Source organism: Synechococcus sp. 60AY4M2 (assembly GCF_002760375.1).
Lineage (GTDB): Bacteria > Cyanobacteriota > Cyanobacteriia > Thermostichales > Thermostichaceae > Thermostichus.
In genome coordinates, this window is sequence record NZ_AUMZ01000001.1 from 1,456,880 (window position 1) to 1,471,395 (window position 14,516).

Genomic DNA, 14,516 nt, shown 5'->3' on the forward strand with positions numbered 1-14,516 from the left:
CAAAGGCAAGCAAGGCGCGCAAACTTCCCCTCGCAGGTAAGATGGTTACGCCGTGCCGAGGTACTGGCATCGAGGCAAGACGGCGCGTCTTTCAGGCTGTGGATGTGGGTATGGGACAACGGCAACTCTTGCGCGGGATCCTGATCGGTCTGGGCCTTCTGGCTGCCCTGGTGGTGTGGGCTATCACCTGGCTGCTCACCCAAAGCCCTCTGGCTTTGTTGCTATCTCGCCCGGCGCTGCCGCCGATTGTGGGCCTAGCTCCCCGTTCCACCCAGGCGCTGTTGCTGCTGGCCGCCCCTCTCGAGGATTTGCAGGCATTTTGGCAAGCGGCAACCCCCGCTTCCCAGCGACGCGCCACTCGTCAGCAGTGGCGGAAGTTTTTCTCCGGCGCAGGCCCGGGCTGGTTGGGAGCCATGCTGGCCGGGGGAGCCCTGGATTTCGAGCGGGAGGTGCAGCCCTGGCTGGGGAAAAGCACCCTCTTGGCCAGCTTGCCGGAGTGGGGCACCTTGGTTGCCTTGGAAACTCGCGACGCGGCGCTTACCCAATTCGAGCTGAACCTGTTGTGGGAGCGGCAGAGCTTGGCCGGCTTGCCAGTGCAGGTGGATACCTACAAGGGCATTCAGGTGGTGTCCAGCCCGCTTCCGGAGTTGCAGGGGTTCACGGCAGCCCTTTTCGGCGAGCGCTATGTGCTGCTGGCAGAACAGGCTGCTGCCATTCGCGCCGCCATCGATGCGTGGCAGTTGCCGCAGTTGTCGTTGGTGAGCAAGCCGCAGTTTCGGCAGGTGATCCAGCCGCTACAGGAGGCGCATGTGGGTTGGGCTTTCTGGCAAAATCCGGAATCGCCCTCTCCCGACGCTCTGGCGTTGCAGGCAGTGGGGCTGGGGCTAGGGGTCAACTTTCGGGGGTTGGTGGCCGAAACTGCCGCCCTTTGGCATACGCCTGCTGAGTTCGCTTTGCCGACGGTAGAAGCTTTTCATCCGCAGGTTATTCGGCATCTGCCCGACGAGACGCTAGCGCTAATTTCCGGACAGAACTGGGCCAACCTTTGGCAGAGCTTGGGGCGGATGCAACCCCTGAGCCTCTTCGGCCTGCGGCTGGATCCCGGCCAATGGCTGCAGCAGTTGCAATTGCAGGTGGAGCTGGACTGGCAGCACTTGTTGCCGGAAAGGGGAGAGTTCGCCCTTGCCTTTTTGCCCACGGATGGGGAACTGGCCTGGCTGTGGGTTGGCAAGAGGCCGGATGCGCCAACGCTGGATGAGCGGGCAATCGCCCAGGGCTGGCAGGTGGTGTCGATTGCAACTAAGCATGGCACCGCCACTGTCTGGAGCAAGCCGGCGGCCCAGCCGCAACCCCAGCCAAGCCACTCCACGCCGCGAGAAGACATCCCCCTCTTGGCCGGTGGGCTGCTGCAGGTCAGCGGCAGGGGAGGCTCTCCCCGGGTGCAGGCGGCAGAGGCTCTTCCCCAAGCCCTGCCCGCCATCCCGGAAGCATCGCCTCTCTCGGCCCAGGTGTACCACACCGACCGGGAAGGCTACTCCTACCTGGCTTCTTCTTTGGCGGCTTTGGAAGCGGCCCTGGCGGATCCTCCCTTGAGCGCCAGCCGCGCCTGGCGCAGCCTGGTGGCCCCCCTGCCCCACCGCAACCTGGGCTATGGGTACGGATCCCTGGGGGTTCTACCGGAAACTTGGCTGCCCCAACTGCAGGGATCCCGCTGGTCGTCCACGCGCCTGGCCTTCGCCACCACTGCCCTGACGCTGTCCGAGGCTCCCTATCCGGATCGGGGGCACTGGCTCCTCCAGAGGGGCAAGCTATTTTGGCAGTGGTACTGAGTGGAGCCCGTCAAACTATCCAGGGATCCCGGCAGCCGGGGTGAATGTACTTGCCCAAGTAGAGCTGGTTGCCCGTCTCGTTCCACTGCACAAAGTCGAAAATTTGGCTGAGCAGGAGCATTCCCCGCCCTGACTCTTCCGTTTCCAGGATGCCGCAGCGGCAGCGGTTTAGCTCCTCCTGGGGACGAAAGCCGGATCCCTGATCCCGCACCAGCCACTGATAAAACGGCTCGGAGCTGGCGTATTCGACGATCACCCTCTTGTTGGGATCCAGGCCATTGCCGTGGCGAACGGCATTGATGATCGCCTCTTGCAGGCCCAAACGCACCTCCGCCCTCCAGGGGGGGGGAACTTTGGCAATCAACAAATCCAGAACCGGCTGGGTATAGAGGGTGGAGGGAAAGCTGATAACGCTCCAGGAGCAGTGGGCTGGCTTGAGGGAGAGGGCAATCACAGGGGCAGTCGGGGGCACAACGCTCTTTTTCCATCCTAGCCAATCCCCGTTGGCCTCAGCCCGGTCGGGCCAGATTCCGGCAGGGATCCTTTTTGGCGTACCATCTTGAGTGGTAAAGCTCTTCGCGGTTACCCTGATCGACTATGGTGATCAAAGTTGGGGATAAGGTTAGGGTGCGCTCTATTCAGGATCGCGGACAAGAAGAGGTGAGCGCGCTGGTGGGCAAGGAGGCTGTGGTGCTGGCACGGCGGGTGGTCGATGGCAGTGGCATCGGCTACATTTTGGAATTTCCCGATCGCTCCCGGCACTGGTTTTTCGAGAGCGAGCTGGAAGTGGTCGATTCCGGCCACGCCAAGGATGAGCCGAGTTGAGCAGTCTGGCTACCGGCTAGACAGTGGATTAGTGGCAGTTGCGGTGTCGGATCCTCTCTGCGTGTAAGTTGCCGCAAGGTGGCCGCCCCAGCTCTCAGTTTCCTCAAGCCTACATTTCAGCTTCAGGTAGCCGGCCTGGGAGATGCCGTTCTCTTTTCCGATGGAGTTCTCGCCATATCAGGTTGGGAGCATCAAGCTCAGGGCCGCTGTTGTCCCGTTGCCGTTGTCTGGATAAGTGGTCGTGGCTTCTCTTCCCCATTTGAATCGTCGTTTGCTGGCCCGCCAGATGGCCGCCCAGGTGGATGGCCTGACCGTCAAAATGGCTGCCGCTGCTCTGGAGGCAATGCTAGACAGCATCAGCCAATGTCTGGCGGAAGGAGGATCGGTGCGGCTGGCGCGCTTTGGCACCTTCTCGTTGCGCTACCGCCCGGCCCGGCAAACCTATCACCCGCGCACCAAGGCCCCCATCCACATCCCCGCTGCCCAGGTGCCCCATTTCGTCCCCAGCCCGGAACTGGGGCGACCCAGGAGGGATCCCCAAGAAGAAGCGGAAGCGCTGGCATCCGTCTAGAATGGCCGTTTTGCTCTGGTTTCGCACCGATTTGCGCCTGCTAGATCACCAGCCGCTGACGCGGGCTTGCCAGCAGGGATCTCTCCTCATTCCCCTCTATTGCCTAGATCCGCGCCACTTTGGACAGACGGCCTTTGGCTTTCCCAAGACCGGCTCTTTCCGCGCCCAGTTCCTGCTGGAGAGCCTGGCCGACCTGCGGCAGCAGCTCCGGGCCCGCGGCTCTGACCTAGTCATTCGCCAAGGCCAGCCGGAGCAGGTGATCCCGGCCCTGGCGCGGGAGTGGGGGGTGGAGGCCGTCTATGCCCACGAAGAGGTGGGCACCGAGGAGGAGGCGGTTGCTGAGGCCCTGCAGCAAGCGCTGCAGCCCTTGGGGATCCGGCTCCATCTGGACTGGGGTCACACCCTCTACCACCCCGAAGATCTCCCCTTTGCCCTGGCAGACCTGCCGGAGGTGTTCACCCGCTTTCGCCAGCAGGTGGAAGCCAAGGCCGCCATTCGCGCTCCCCTGCCCATCCCCTCCCTGCCGCCCCTGCCGCCGGGGCTAGATCCTGGCCCCCTGCCCACCCTGGCGGCGCTGGGGTTGAGCTTGCCGCCGCCGGATCCCCGCGCCCGCTTTGTCTATGCCGGCGGCAGCACCGCCGCCCAGGCCCGCCTGCAGACCTATATCTGGGATCTGGACCGGCTGCGCGTCTACAAAGAAACCCGCAACGGCATGCTGGATCCCAACGACAGCTCGCGCCTTTCTGCCTGGTTGGCGTTGGGCTGCATCTCCCCTCGCGTTGTCTACGCCGAAGTCAAGCGCTACGAGGAGGAGCGGGTGCGCAACGAATCCACCTACTGGCTGGTGTTTGAGCTGCTGTGGCGGGACTACTTTCGCTTCATCTTGGCCAAGCATGGGGCCAAGCTGTTTCGCCCCGCAGGGATCCAAGGGATCCCCATCCCCTGGCAGCAGGACTGGGACCGCTTTCAGGCTTGGTGCCGCGGCGAGACCGGCTACCCTCTGGTGGATGCCAACATGCGGGAGCTGGCCGCCACTGGCTTTATGTCCAACCGCGGGCGGCAGAATGTGGCCAGCTTCCTCACCAAGAACCTGGGGATCGACTGGCGCTTGGGGGCGGAATGGTTTGAATCGCTGCTGATTGACTACGACGTGGCCAGCAACTACGGCAACTGGAACTACACCGCCGGCGTGGGCAACGATGCCCGCGGCTTTCGCTACTTCCACATTCCCAAGCAATCCCGCGACTACGATCCCCAGGGCCACTACTTACGCCACTGGCTGCCGGAGCTGGCCGGAATCCCGGGGGACAAGATCCACGAGCCCTACCGCCTCAGCGCTGCTGAGCAACAGCAGTTTGGCGTGCGGCTAGGGGTGGACTATCCCCGCCCTGTGGTGGATCTGGAAAAGTCCCTGCAGGCCAGTCGGCGGGCTTACGAAGCGGCCCTGGCCCGCCACCGTGGCGGCTAGGAGGATCCCCTCGAAACGGGAGTGGCGGGCTAGGGGACGACGCGGCTAAGACGCCGCAAGCCAGGCAGGCCAGCATCCACCACCACCAAGCTGCCGTCTGGCAAGGCAAGTAGAGAGCCAGGCCGCTGGAAGCGAGCTGAGACCACCGGGCCATCCTGCCAGCCCGGCTCATCCCCCCCGGCCAGGGTAGAGACCTGCCCGCTGGGCTGAAGACGGCGAATGCGGCGGTTGTCTTGGTCAGTCAGCCAGAGGACCCCCGCACTGTCGAAAGCCAGCCCCGCAAGGGTTTGAAAACGGGCCTCCGCCAGAGGGCCATCGCGGTAGCCTGCTTCCGCCTGGGAGAGGGTGGTCAGGTGTCCGTCGGCAGAGAGCCGGCGCAGGCGATGCCTATCGGCAATCCAGAGGTTACCCGCCTTGTCCACTGCCAGAGCTGTCGGCTCCAGAAGCTGGGCTTGGTCTGCCGGCCCATCCGCGGATCCCGGCTGGCCGGTGCCAGCGGCCGTCGTCACCTTGCCCGTGGGGGTGATGCGGCGGATGCGGCGGTTGGCGCGATCGGCCACGTAAAGGCTGCCGTCTAGACCCAAGGCCAGGCCAAAGGGCTCGCGAAACTGCGCCTCGTCGCGCTCTCCATCTCGGTGGCCGGCTGCACAAGTGCCGGCAAAGGTGCTCACCCGCCGCTGTCGGCTGATGTAGCGCAGGCAATGGTTGCCGCTGTCGGCCACCCACAACCCCCCCTTGGGATCCCAAAGTAGCCCTTGGGGGGAGTGAAACTGGGCCTGCTCCGCCACCCCATCCCGGTGGCCGGCCTTGCCGCTGCCCGCCCACACCTCCAGTTCCCCTTCGGGGGAAAGCCGGAAAATGCGGTGCTGGGCCGGGTCGGCTAAGTAAAAGAACCCCTCGGGGTCTGCGGCAATGCCGCCGATCTGCTGCAGGGAGATCCCGGCCTCCCCCTCGTTATCGGAGCTGCTGCCCTCCGGCTTGGCTGCCGCAGCGGTGCGGCCATCGAGGAGGGTCTCCACTCGCCAGCCCGAGGCCGCTGTAGGAGTGGGGGTGGGAGTGGGCCACTCGTAAATCCAGGTTCCCAGTCCTTGTCCTTCAGCGTCGGCCACCGCCACCCAGACCGTGCCGGAAAGGGAGGCTGGCGGCATCACCGTCAGACTGTTGCGGCTGCGCGAGCGAATTTCCCCCCTCAGGATGCGCTCCGGATTGGCGGCTGAGGCAAAAAGAACGCTTTCCACCCGCTCCAGATTTTCCCCCGACAGCAACAACGGCTGGCCAGGCGCCGGCACCCCTGCCCCTGCGTGCAGCAGCGGCACTTCCACCTCGGAGAGCACCAGCAGGCTCAGGCGGCGACTGCTGCTGTCAGCGCTTCCAGAGCGGGCAGAAAGAGTCAGGGATCCCTTTCCTTGTGCCAAGGTGGTGGATCCCCGGTAGGCAATGGCGCTGAGCTCCGCTTCCCCGGCAGGTGGGTTGGTAAAAGTGAAGGTGGCCGGCTGCCCTAGGCGCAGGGGCGCGTTGGCGGTCTGGCGATAGCTGCCCAGGGTAATGCTGAGATCGATCCCCTCCACCCCCGGCCAGGTGGGGGTACGAGCCAGCCAGCGCTCCACCTCGGAGGCAGGGAGCTGGGCCACCAGATCGGATCCTTGTTCCTGGAGGAGCAGGACGATGCGGTTGTTGGGCACCGCCAAACCCGATTGGCGGGCCTGTTCGAGTGTGAGAGCGGCGGGGGCGAGGGGAGTTGGGGTGGAAACCGGCTGCAGGGCAGAAGGGGAAACGACGCTGGGAGACAAATTAGAGGAAGAGAGCTCGCCGCAGGCCGAGAGGGCCAGCACCAGAGCACTCAGCGCCGGCAAAGATAGCGGTGCAGGGGAAGCCCGTCGTGGCATGATGCAGCTCATCCTCTCCCACAAACTGGGAAGCGGCGGGAACCCAAACCTCCATGTCGATAGCAACTCACGTAAAAGCCGGCAGAAATTGCCCCGCTACTTTTTCTGCGGACAGCCGCGCCCCACCGCCTGCTCGGCATAGGGAAACCCCTCAGCCAGCCTCGCAGGCCTTGAACCCTAACCTTATCCATGCTTAAGCCGTCTCACCCAAGGGTGAGTTGCACTCCTCACTTCTTAATATCCTTACTCAAATCCCCGTCGAAAAGCCAGATGGCAATCGGATGCTCGCCAAGCCATGTTCGTTTTTGTCCGCTCGATATCCCAGCCTCTTCGAGCAGAAGCCTCCAGCCCGGTGGAAGGCCGGGGCTAACCTATGGGTCCGGAATTGGCCACCCTCGCGGATAGATCAAATAGACGGTACCCCCGGAGTGGGCCAACCACAAAGGCTCTAGCTGGTCGCGGCGGTAGGTGCGGCGAACTTCTTCGTTGGTCTTGGCCGCCGGATCGTGGAGGATGGGATCCCCTTGGCGGTCGAACCCCACCAGCACCGCCAGATGGCCGTTGCTTTTGGGGATCGGCGCCCCCTCCAGCTCGCCCTCGCCCCAGGCATAGCTGAGGATAGCCGGCACGCCGGCCGCGATCCAGGCTTCTGCCTGGGCCAGGCTCTGCAGCCGCGCCACCACGCCGGCCAAACCCCGCTCGGCGGCATGAGCCACGTTGAAGGCCCAGTTGCCGTGGCCCTGGTAAACCCGGTCGTACACCCCGGCCGCCGCGGCGCGCACCAACGGCTCACAGGGGGGGGGATCCCGCTGCCAGTAGGCCATCACCATCGCCAAGGCAGTGGGGCTGCACCAAGCTGCTCCCCCGTCGGCATAGACCATTTGGGAACACAAGGGCAGCTCCAAGACCTGGCCCCAGCGGCTGGGATCCCCAGGGGAGAGGCGGTCGGGCTGGGCCGGCTGGTTGGAAAAGGCAACCGCCACCTGATCCACCAGGGGAGAGCGGCCCGCCTCTTGCGTGAACAGGCGCACCCTGACTTGGAAAGCCTCTGCCCCGTTGTGGGTATCCTTGAGCACCAACAAGTCCGTGTGCAGGTTGCCATCTGCGTCTTCCTGCCCGCGCACGGAGTGGCTGGCCAGGGTGGGCGGATCGGCAGCCCACACGCCGGCGTGATACCACTTCGTCCAGCGCCCCGCAAGCTTGGCCCGGATCTCCACTTCTAGCCAGGTGCCGGGAGGGGTGGTGGCATTCCAGGAGACGATTGCTTCCACCAGAGGAAAGCTGGCGGGAACTTCCGGGCTGATGGCTTCTCCCACCCAATAGCTGCCGGGGGGATGAAAAGGACGTCCGCGCAATGGCGACTGCGGCTCCTCAAGGCTGACTTCTTGCCGCCAGCTCTCTGGATCTAAGACCAATTGCCCTTGGGCGTTCAGCCGGATCCCGCGGGCTGACCAGCCCTGAAAACCTTGGGGGGCATGCCAGCGCTGCAACCTGGTGCGATAGGGGGAGTGGCGCTGGGCTTGCATTGTCAAGAGTCCTGGAGAAGTTGCAACCGGCTGGGCCAACGCGGGCAGGAGCAGCACAACGCCGCTGACCAGCCCAGACAGCCTTTGCCAGGAGTCTTTGCCTTGCGGCAGCATTGTCGGCTTGCCCCCACTAATAGTGCGACACCGCCGGATGCCCCTTAATGTACCAGCGCCAGGGAAGCTCTACCCCGCGGGTAATGCCGATGCGGGTAGTTTGGACAATGGGGAACTGTGCCTCCCAAGCAGGGGATCCCTCTAGCCAAATGCCTTCCTGGCCGGCTGCCACCGGTTCCAGCCGCCAGCCATTGTGGGATCCGTCGATGCGCAGCGCTTGGCAGAGCAGGCCCGGCCCCGCCGCCACCCGCGCCGGTTTCAAGCGCTTGTTGGCCGGGATCCACTCCGGCAGGCAATCCAACTGGGCTGCCCGGATCAAAACCGCTGACGCGATCCCTTCCGCCTCGGTGACGATGTTGAGACAGTGGTAGAGGCCGTAGATGCGATAGACGTAGAGATGGCCGGGCGGCCCGAACATCACCTGGTTGCGGCGGGTCTTGCGGCGATAGGCGTGGCATGCCGGATCGCCGGCGGTGTAGGCTTCCGTTTCCACAATCTGCGCCCGCACCTGCAGCCCATCGGCAAATTGCCGCACCAGCACCATGCCCAGCAACGTAGGCGCCACCAGCGGCGCCGGCTTGCTTAACCACTCCCAAGCAGCCACAGCCGGCTCGGCAACTTTCATCCCCCGGCAACAGCAGGGACGATGCTCACCTCATCCCCATCCTGTAGAGGCGTGTCCGATCCCTGGAGGAAGCGAATGTCTTCGCTGTTGACATAGAGATTGACAAAGCGGCGCAATTCCCCCTTTTCATCGCACAGCCGCGCCTTGATGCCCGGATAGGTCTGCTCCAAGGCCTCCAGCAATTCCCGAACGGTGGATCCCTCGCAACTTACCACCTCCTGATCCCGGGTGAGCACCCGCAGCGTGGTGGGAATTAACACCTTGACTGCCATAAGCCAATGCTTCGTCCAGCGACCAACCTTAGAAGACTAGGGTAGCAGCACCCCGTCAATGCCGTGAATCACCCCGTTGGAAACCGGAATATCCGCCAAGTTCACATTGGCCCCGTTGACCCGGATGCTGCCATCGGCTCCCACCTGCACCCGCAGCGGCAGCCCCGCCAAGGTGGTCAGAGTGGCCGATTGGCCAGGCCGCAGGTCAAACGAGGTAATCCGCCCCGGCACCACATGATAGGTGAGGATGCGGGTGAGCTGATCCCGATTGGCCGGCTGCAACAACGTCTCCACGGTGCCCGGCGGCAGTTGCCCAAAGGCCACATCGGAAGGGGCAAAGACCGTGAACGGCCCCGGCCCCGCCAACGCCGTGTTCAGCCCCGCCGCCCGCAAAGCCGTCGCCAACGTCGAGTAGCTGCTGGGCAAAGTTTCCAGCTCAACGGCAATGGTGTTCAGCCCCTGAGGCCGAGCCGTGGGAGCCAAAGCAAGGGGGGTCAACACCGCCACTGCCACCGGCAAGCAGCGACGCGCAAAGTGACGGACAGAACGGAGGATAGGCATGGTGCAGAGCTCCTGAGCGAGTGGGTCTGTGCCAGGGATCGTAACAGTTCTTCTCTTCATTAAGACGCCGTTAAGAGCCCAGGGGGATCCCTCTCGCTTCAAACCGAAGCCTCCTGCCAGTCCAGCCGCTCCAGAGTGCGGGCGCGCTCCAATGCCTGTTCAAAGCTCTCCAGCTTGGGCGAGATCACCAGCGGATGGCCCACGTGCGCCTGCACCGCCTCCTGGGTTTTCAAGCCATTGCCGGTAATATAGGCTACCGTAACCGCCTCAGGATCAAGCTGGCCCGATTCGGCCAGGCGTTTGAGCACGGCAATGGTGGTGCCGCCAGCCGTCTCGGTGAAGATGCCCTCGGTCTCGGCCAAGAGCTTGATGCCGGCCACGATCTCGGGATCCGTGGCCGTCGCGATCTGGCCGCCGGTTTTGCGGGCAATCTCCAGGGCGTAGATGCCGTCGGCAGGGTTGCCGATGGCAATAGACTTGGCGATGGTATTCGGCTTAACCGGAGTAACAAAATCCCGCCCCTCGCGAAAGGCCTGGGCAATGGGCGCACAGCCCTGGGCCTGGGCGCCGTGGAAGATAACCGGCTTCTCCGCCACCAGCCCCACCTTCACAAACTCCTGAAAACCTTTGTAAATCTTGGTGTACAGGGATCCCGACGCCAGCGGGATCACTACCTGATCCGGCAGTTGCCACCCCAGTTGCTCCGCCACCTCGTAGGCCAGGGTTTTCGAGCCTTCTGAGTAGTAAGGGCGCAGGTTGATATTGACAAAGCCCCAGCCATAGCGATCGGCCACCTCGGCGCAGAGGCGGTTGACCTGGTCGTAGTTGCCCTCCACGGCCATGACGGTGGGATTGTAGATGAGGGATCCCAGCACCTTGCCCGCCTCCAGATCCGCCGGGATGAAGATGGTGCAGTCCAGGCCGGCGTGGGCGGCGATGGCAGCCGTGGAGTTGGCCAAGTTGCCCGTGCTGGCGCAGGAAACGGTGGTAAAGCCCAGCTCCTTGGCGCGGGTCAGGGCCACCGACACCACCCGATCCTTAAAGCTGAGGGTGGGCATGTTGACGGCGTCGTTCTTGAGGTAGAGGTTTTTTAACCCCAGCCGCCGGCCCAGCCGCTCCGCCTTCACCAGCGGCGTCATGCCGGTGCCCACATCGATGGGCCGCTCCGAAAGGACCGGCAGGAAAGGTCGGTAGCGCCAGATGGAGAGCGGCCCGGCCTGGATGCTCTGCCGGCTGACAACGCTCTTGAGCCAGTCGTAGTCATAGACCACTTCCAGGGGGCCAAAACACAGGTCGCACACGTGCTTGGCCACCGGCTCATACTCGGCCCCACATTCCCGACAGCGCAAGCGCCTAAAGCCCACCTGGAGGGTGCGCAAGGCCGAGCTGGGCGGCAAATCGGCAGGGCTGAGCGGGCGGTGGGAAAGGGTTTGGGTCATAGGAAGCCTCAGACAGGAGAAAGGGCTGGATCTTGTTTACCCGTCGTCGAGGGCAATCTTATCACCCGCGATCGACCCCGTCAACTAAACCCGACTAAAATAGTCTGAATTAGATCCGGCTGGGGAGAGCGGGATCGTAGCCGGTTTGGGCAACCTCGGAGCGGCAGACTGGTGGAGGTCTGGCTTTCTCTTGCCGAGATTTGGGGATAGCCCTCTATCCGTCGCTAGACTGGAGAAACAAGCTGTAACAACCTAATTGGGATAGGGGATCCCGGTATTCCGCGGAGGCGATCCTATGCTCAAAGTTGGACGGGACAACGTGGACTTTCTCGACCACTACGACGTGATCGTCGTGGGTGGGGGACACGCTGGCTGTGAAGCGGCCCTGGCGGCAGCGCGGCTGGGCTGTAATACCTTGATGCTGACGTTGAACCTGGACAAGATCGCCTGGCAGCCCTGTAACCCCGCTGTGGGGGGCCCGGCCAAGTCGCAACTGGTGCACGAAATCGACGCCCTTGGCGGCGAGATGGGCAAAGTTACCGACCGCACCTATTTGCAAAAGCGGGTGCTCAACCGCTCGCGGGGGCCGGCGGTATGGGCCTTGCGGGCGCAAACCGACAAACGCGAGTACGCGCGGGTAATGCGCTCGGTGGTGGAAAACCAGCCCAATCTGAGCATCCGCGAGGGCACTGTCACCGACCTGGTGCTGGGGCGCAACGATGAGGTGGTGGGCGTGGTTACCCATTTTGGCAGCGTCTTCGGCTGTGGGGCGGTGATCCTGACCACGGGCACCTTTCTGGGAGGGCGCATCTGGATTGGCCGCCACTGGCAGCCTGCTGGCAGAGCGGGGGAATTTGCCGTCGAAGGCCTGACCGACACCCTGCGCCAACTGGGCTTTGAGACAGGTCGGCTGAAGACGGGCACCCCTGCCCGTGTGGATCGCCGCAGCGTCGATTTTTCCGTGATGGAGCGGCAGCCAGGGGATCCCGACCTGCGCTGGTTTAGCTTTGACCCGGAGGTGTGGGTGCCGCGGGAGCAGATGGACTGCTATCTCACCCGCACCACGCCGGAGACCCACCGCATCATCCGCGAAAACCTCCACGAGACGCCGGTCTACGGCGGCTGGGTGGAGGCCAAGGGGCCCCGCTACTGCCCCAGCATCGAAGACAAGATCGTCCGCTTTGCCGACAAGGAAAGCCATCAAATTTTTATTGAGCCAGAGGGGCGGGATCTGCCGGAGCTCTACATCCAGGGGTTCTCGACGGGGATGCCAGAAAAGATCCAGATCCAGATGCTGCGCTCCCTGCCCGGCCTGGAGCGGTGCGTCATGCTGCGGCCTGCCTACGCCGTGGAATACGACTATCTGCCGGCCACCCAGCTCTACCCCACCCTGATGACCAAGAAGGTGCAGGGGCTGTTCTGTGCCGGCCAAATTAACGGCACCACCGGCTACGAAGAGGCAGCAGCCCAGGGTCTGATCGCCGGGATCAACGCCGCCCGCCTGGTGCAGGGGAAGCCGCTGGTAACCCTGCCGCGGGAGTCCAGCTACATCGGCACCCTCATCGACGACCTTTGTACCAAAGAGCTGCGGGAGCCCTACCGCATGCTCACCAGCCGCTCCGAATACCGCCTTATCCTACGCGCCGACAACGCCGACCAACGCCTCACCCCCCTGGGGCGGGAATGGGGCCTCATCGACGACCGCCGCTGGGCCCTCTTCCAGGCCAAGCAGGCCCGCATTGCCGCCGAGATCGAGCGCCTAGAAACCCAGCGGGTCAAGGCCCACGACCCCGCCGGGATCCACCTCAGCCAACTGACCGGCCAGGGGATCAAAGGATCCGCCACCTTGGCCGAGCTCCTGCGCCGCAACCCGATCCACTACGCCGACCTGCTAGAGCTGGGGTTGGGAAATGAGGAGCTGGATCCCTTTGAGCAGGAGGCAGCAGAAATTGCTGTCAAATACAGCGGCTACATCCAGCGGCAACAAGCCCAGATCGAGCAGGTGAGCAAGCAGTACCACCGCCCCCTGCCCCCCGATCTGGACTACCACTCCATCCCCACCCTCTCCAAAGAGTCGCGGGAGAAACTGGCGGCAGTCCGGCCTCTGACCGTGGGCCAGGCGGCCCGCATTGGCGGCGTCAACCCCGCCGACATCAACGCCTTGCTCATCTACCTCGAGGTGAGACAGCGTCAGAGAGCGACGGCAGAACCTGTTGGCAGCTCGCGGTAATCTTTGCGCCCAGCCGTGTAGAGAGCAGGGATCTCCTCCAGCGCCATGCGCGAAGCCACGCCCAAATCCAAGGGGGAGACCTCCCCGCGCAGCCAGTGACAGAGGCCGGCTGCCCCAATCATGGCGGCGTTGTCGGTACAGAGGGCAACAGGCGGGATCACCACCCGCAGGCCCTTTTGCTGGCCCGCTTCCAGAAGGCGAGCGCGCAGCTCCCGGTTGGCAGCTACCCCGCCAGTCAGCAGCAGGGTTGAGAGGCCAAGAGCTTCGGCGCAGGCCACGGCTTTTTCCGTGAGGACGCGCGTTAGGCAGGCCTGAAAGCTGGCGGCAATGTCGGCAATGGGCAGCTCCTGGCCTTCCTGCTGCAAGTGCTGGACGAGGCGCAGCACAGCCGTCTTCAGGCCACTGAAGCTGGTGTCGTAGGGGTGGTCCAGCTTGCCTTCCGGCAGGGGAAAGCGATGGGGATCCCCTTGTTGCGCCCAGCGGTCGATCTGGGGCCCCCCCGGGTAGCCCAGCCCCAACAGCCGCGCCACCTTATCAAAGGCTTCGCCGGCAGCATCGTCGCGGGTGCGGCCCATTGTCTGGTACTCCCCGTAGTCCTTCATCCAGATCAAGCTGGTGTGGCCTCCCGAAACCAAAAGGCACAGGCAGGGAGGTTGCAAGTCGGCTGTGGCCAAAAAGCCGCTGAAGAGATGGCCCTCCAGGTGATGTACCCCAATCAAGGGCTTATCGTAGAGCAGCGCCAAGGTCTTGGCCGCCATCAGCCCCACCAGCAGGGATCCCACCAGGCCCGGCGCACAAGTTACGGCAATGGCATCCACCTCGGCTACGCCTAGCCCGGCCTGCTGCAGCGCTGACTCCAGTACAAATGGCAAAGTTTCCACATGGCGGCGGGAGGCCACCTCCGGCACCACACCTCCGTAGGCTGCATGGAGGTCGATCTGGCTAGCCACCACCGAGCTGAGCTGCCGCGGGGCAAAGGTTGGCCAGGTTGGCTCCGCCTCCACCACCGCCACAGCCGTTTCGTCGCAACTGGTTTCAATGGCAAGGACACAGGCCATGGGAAAAAGGGGTGGGAATGCCTCAGGATCCTTAAGAATTGTGTGAGCTAAAACCCGAGATCCCTCCGGATAAGGCGCTCAGGAGTATGATACTAACCGTTTGGTGCTCGTT

General features: G+C 63.8%; 13 protein-coding genes. 5 read left to right on the forward strand and 8 right to left on the reverse strand.

What is annotated here, in order from left to right; translation table 11 throughout:
• The first annotated feature begins 41 nt into the window (after positions 1-41).
• Positions 42-1,829 carry a DUF3352 domain-containing protein gene (locus SYN60AY4M2_RS06335; RefSeq protein WP_240527753.1) on the forward strand — a complete coding sequence of 596 codons (1,788 nt, stop codon included), beginning with the start codon at positions 42-44 and terminating at the stop codon, positions 1,827-1,829.
• 10 nt (positions 1,830-1,839) lie between these two features.
• On the opposite strand, the gene SYN60AY4M2_RS06340 is transcribed toward SYN60AY4M2_RS06335, so the two are convergent.
• Positions 1,840-2,301 carry an ATP-binding protein gene (locus tag SYN60AY4M2_RS06340; RefSeq protein ID WP_276307361.1) on the reverse strand — a complete coding sequence of 154 codons (462 nt, stop codon included), beginning with the start codon at positions 2,299-2,301 and terminating at the stop codon, positions 1,840-1,842.
• Between the two features lie 125 nt (positions 2,302-2,426).
• Between SYN60AY4M2_RS06340 and SYN60AY4M2_RS06345 the strand changes: the two genes are divergently transcribed.
• From SYN60AY4M2_RS06345 to SYN60AY4M2_RS06355, 3 genes are all read left to right on the forward strand, one after another.
• Positions 2,427-2,654, forward strand: coding sequence for a cytochrome b6f subunit family protein (locus tag SYN60AY4M2_RS06345; RefSeq protein ID WP_240527287.1), 228 nt, complete (start codon positions 2,427-2,429; stop codon positions 2,652-2,654).
• 241 nt (positions 2,655-2,895) lie between these two features.
• Positions 2,896-3,225 carry an HU family DNA-binding protein gene (locus SYN60AY4M2_RS06350; protein ID WP_240527754.1) on the forward strand — a complete coding sequence of 110 codons (330 nt, stop codon included), beginning with the start codon at positions 2,896-2,898 and terminating at the stop codon, positions 3,223-3,225.
• A gap of 1 nt (position 3,226) precedes the next feature.
• Positions 3,227-4,693, forward strand: coding sequence for a DASH family cryptochrome (locus SYN60AY4M2_RS06355; protein ID WP_099812534.1), 1,467 nt, complete (start codon positions 3,227-3,229; stop codon positions 4,691-4,693).
• Between the two features lie 29 nt (positions 4,694-4,722).
• Here the strand turns inward: SYN60AY4M2_RS06355 and SYN60AY4M2_RS06360 are convergent, their stop codons facing one another.
• The 6 genes from SYN60AY4M2_RS06360 to thrC form a co-directional block, all read right to left on the reverse strand.
• Positions 4,723-6,579, reverse strand: coding sequence for a hypothetical protein (locus SYN60AY4M2_RS06360; protein ID WP_240527755.1), 1,857 nt, complete (start codon positions 6,577-6,579; stop codon positions 4,723-4,725).
• Positions 6,580-6,950: 371 nt separating this feature from the next.
• The gene (locus tag SYN60AY4M2_RS06365) at positions 6,951-8,219 is read right to left on the reverse strand and encodes a peptidase C39 family protein (protein WP_011429212.1); all 1,269 of its coding nucleotides are present in this window, start codon (positions 8,217-8,219) and stop codon (positions 6,951-6,953) included.
• A 16-nt stretch (positions 8,220-8,235) separates the two neighbouring features.
• On the reverse strand, positions 8,236-8,844 hold the full coding sequence (locus SYN60AY4M2_RS06370; protein ID WP_049749704.1) for a DNA-3-methyladenine glycosylase: 609 nt from the start codon (positions 8,842-8,844) through the stop codon (positions 8,236-8,238).
• Positions 8,841-9,116 carry a ubiquitin-like small modifier protein 1 gene (locus SYN60AY4M2_RS06375; protein ID WP_011429210.1) on the reverse strand — a complete coding sequence of 92 codons (276 nt, stop codon included), beginning with the start codon at positions 9,114-9,116 and terminating at the stop codon, positions 8,841-8,843. Before SYN60AY4M2_RS06375 ends, SYN60AY4M2_RS06370 begins: the two co-directional genes overlap by 4 nt.
• A gap of 36 nt (positions 9,117-9,152) precedes the next feature.
• Positions 9,153-9,677 carry a fasciclin domain-containing protein gene (locus SYN60AY4M2_RS06380; RefSeq protein ID WP_099812536.1) on the reverse strand — a complete coding sequence of 175 codons (525 nt, stop codon included), beginning with the start codon at positions 9,675-9,677 and terminating at the stop codon, positions 9,153-9,155.
• 98 nt (positions 9,678-9,775) lie between these two features.
• Entirely contained in the window at positions 9,776-11,116 is a 1,341-nt protein-coding gene (gene thrC, locus SYN60AY4M2_RS06385; RefSeq protein ID WP_240527756.1) for a threonine synthase, read from the reverse strand.
• 295 nt (positions 11,117-11,411) lie between these two features.
• Here thrC and mnmG point away from each other — a divergent pair, with 295 nt between their 5' ends.
• Complete coding sequence (mnmG, locus tag SYN60AY4M2_RS06390) at positions 11,412-13,346, forward strand: tRNA uridine-5-carboxymethylaminomethyl(34) synthesis enzyme MnmG (RefSeq protein ID WP_099812537.1); 1,935 nt, start codon at positions 11,412-11,414, stop codon at positions 13,344-13,346.
• Here mnmG and tsaD read toward each other — a convergent pair.
• Positions 13,307-14,404 (reverse strand): tRNA (adenosine(37)-N6)-threonylcarbamoyltransferase complex transferase subunit TsaD, encoded by a 1,098-nt coding sequence (tsaD, locus tag SYN60AY4M2_RS06395; RefSeq protein ID WP_099812538.1) that lies wholly within the window; start codon positions 14,402-14,404, stop codon positions 13,307-13,309. The genes mnmG and tsaD overlap by 40 nt on opposite strands.
• Positions 14,405-14,516 lie beyond the last annotated feature (112 nt).

What these genes read in the sequence shown, in the direction of transcription:
- SYN60AY4M2_RS06335 (WP_240527753.1), top strand. Translation starts at nt 42, where the DNA reads ATGGTTACGCCGTGCCGAGGTACTGGCATCGAGGCAAGACGGCGCGTC.
- SYN60AY4M2_RS06345 (WP_240527287.1), top strand. Translation starts at nt 2,427, where the DNA reads ATGGTGATCAAAGTTGGGGATAAGGTTAGGGTGCGCTCTATTCAGGAT.
- SYN60AY4M2_RS06355 (WP_099812534.1), top strand. Translation starts at nt 3,227, where the DNA reads ATGGCCGTTTTGCTCTGGTTTCGCACCGATTTGCGCCTGCTAGATCAC.
- SYN60AY4M2_RS06360 (WP_240527755.1), bottom strand. Translation starts at nt 6,579, where the DNA reads ATGCCACGACGGGCTTCCCCTGCACCGCTATCTTTGCCGGCGCTGAGT.
- SYN60AY4M2_RS06365 (WP_011429212.1), bottom strand. Translation starts at nt 8,219, where the DNA reads ATGCTGCCGCAAGGCAAAGACTCCTGGCAAAGGCTGTCTGGGCTGGTC.
- SYN60AY4M2_RS06370 (WP_049749704.1), bottom strand. Translation starts at nt 8,844, where the DNA reads ATGAAAGTTGCCGAGCCGGCTGTGGCTGCTTGGGAGTGGTTAAGCAAG.
- SYN60AY4M2_RS06375 (WP_011429210.1), bottom strand. Translation starts at nt 9,116, where the DNA reads ATGGCAGTCAAGGTGTTAATTCCCACCACGCTGCGGGTGCTCACCCGG.
- SYN60AY4M2_RS06380 (WP_099812536.1), bottom strand. Translation starts at nt 9,677, where the DNA reads ATGCCTATCCTCCGTTCTGTCCGTCACTTTGCGCGTCGCTGCTTGCCG.
- thrC (WP_240527756.1), bottom strand. Translation starts at nt 11,116, where the DNA reads ATGACCCAAACCCTTTCCCACCGCCCGCTCAGCCCTGCCGATTTGCCG.
- mnmG (WP_099812537.1), top strand. Translation starts at nt 11,412, where the DNA reads ATGCTCAAAGTTGGACGGGACAACGTGGACTTTCTCGACCACTACGAC.
- tsaD (WP_099812538.1), bottom strand. Translation starts at nt 14,404, where the DNA reads ATGGCCTGTGTCCTTGCCATTGAAACCAGTTGCGACGAAACGGCTGTG.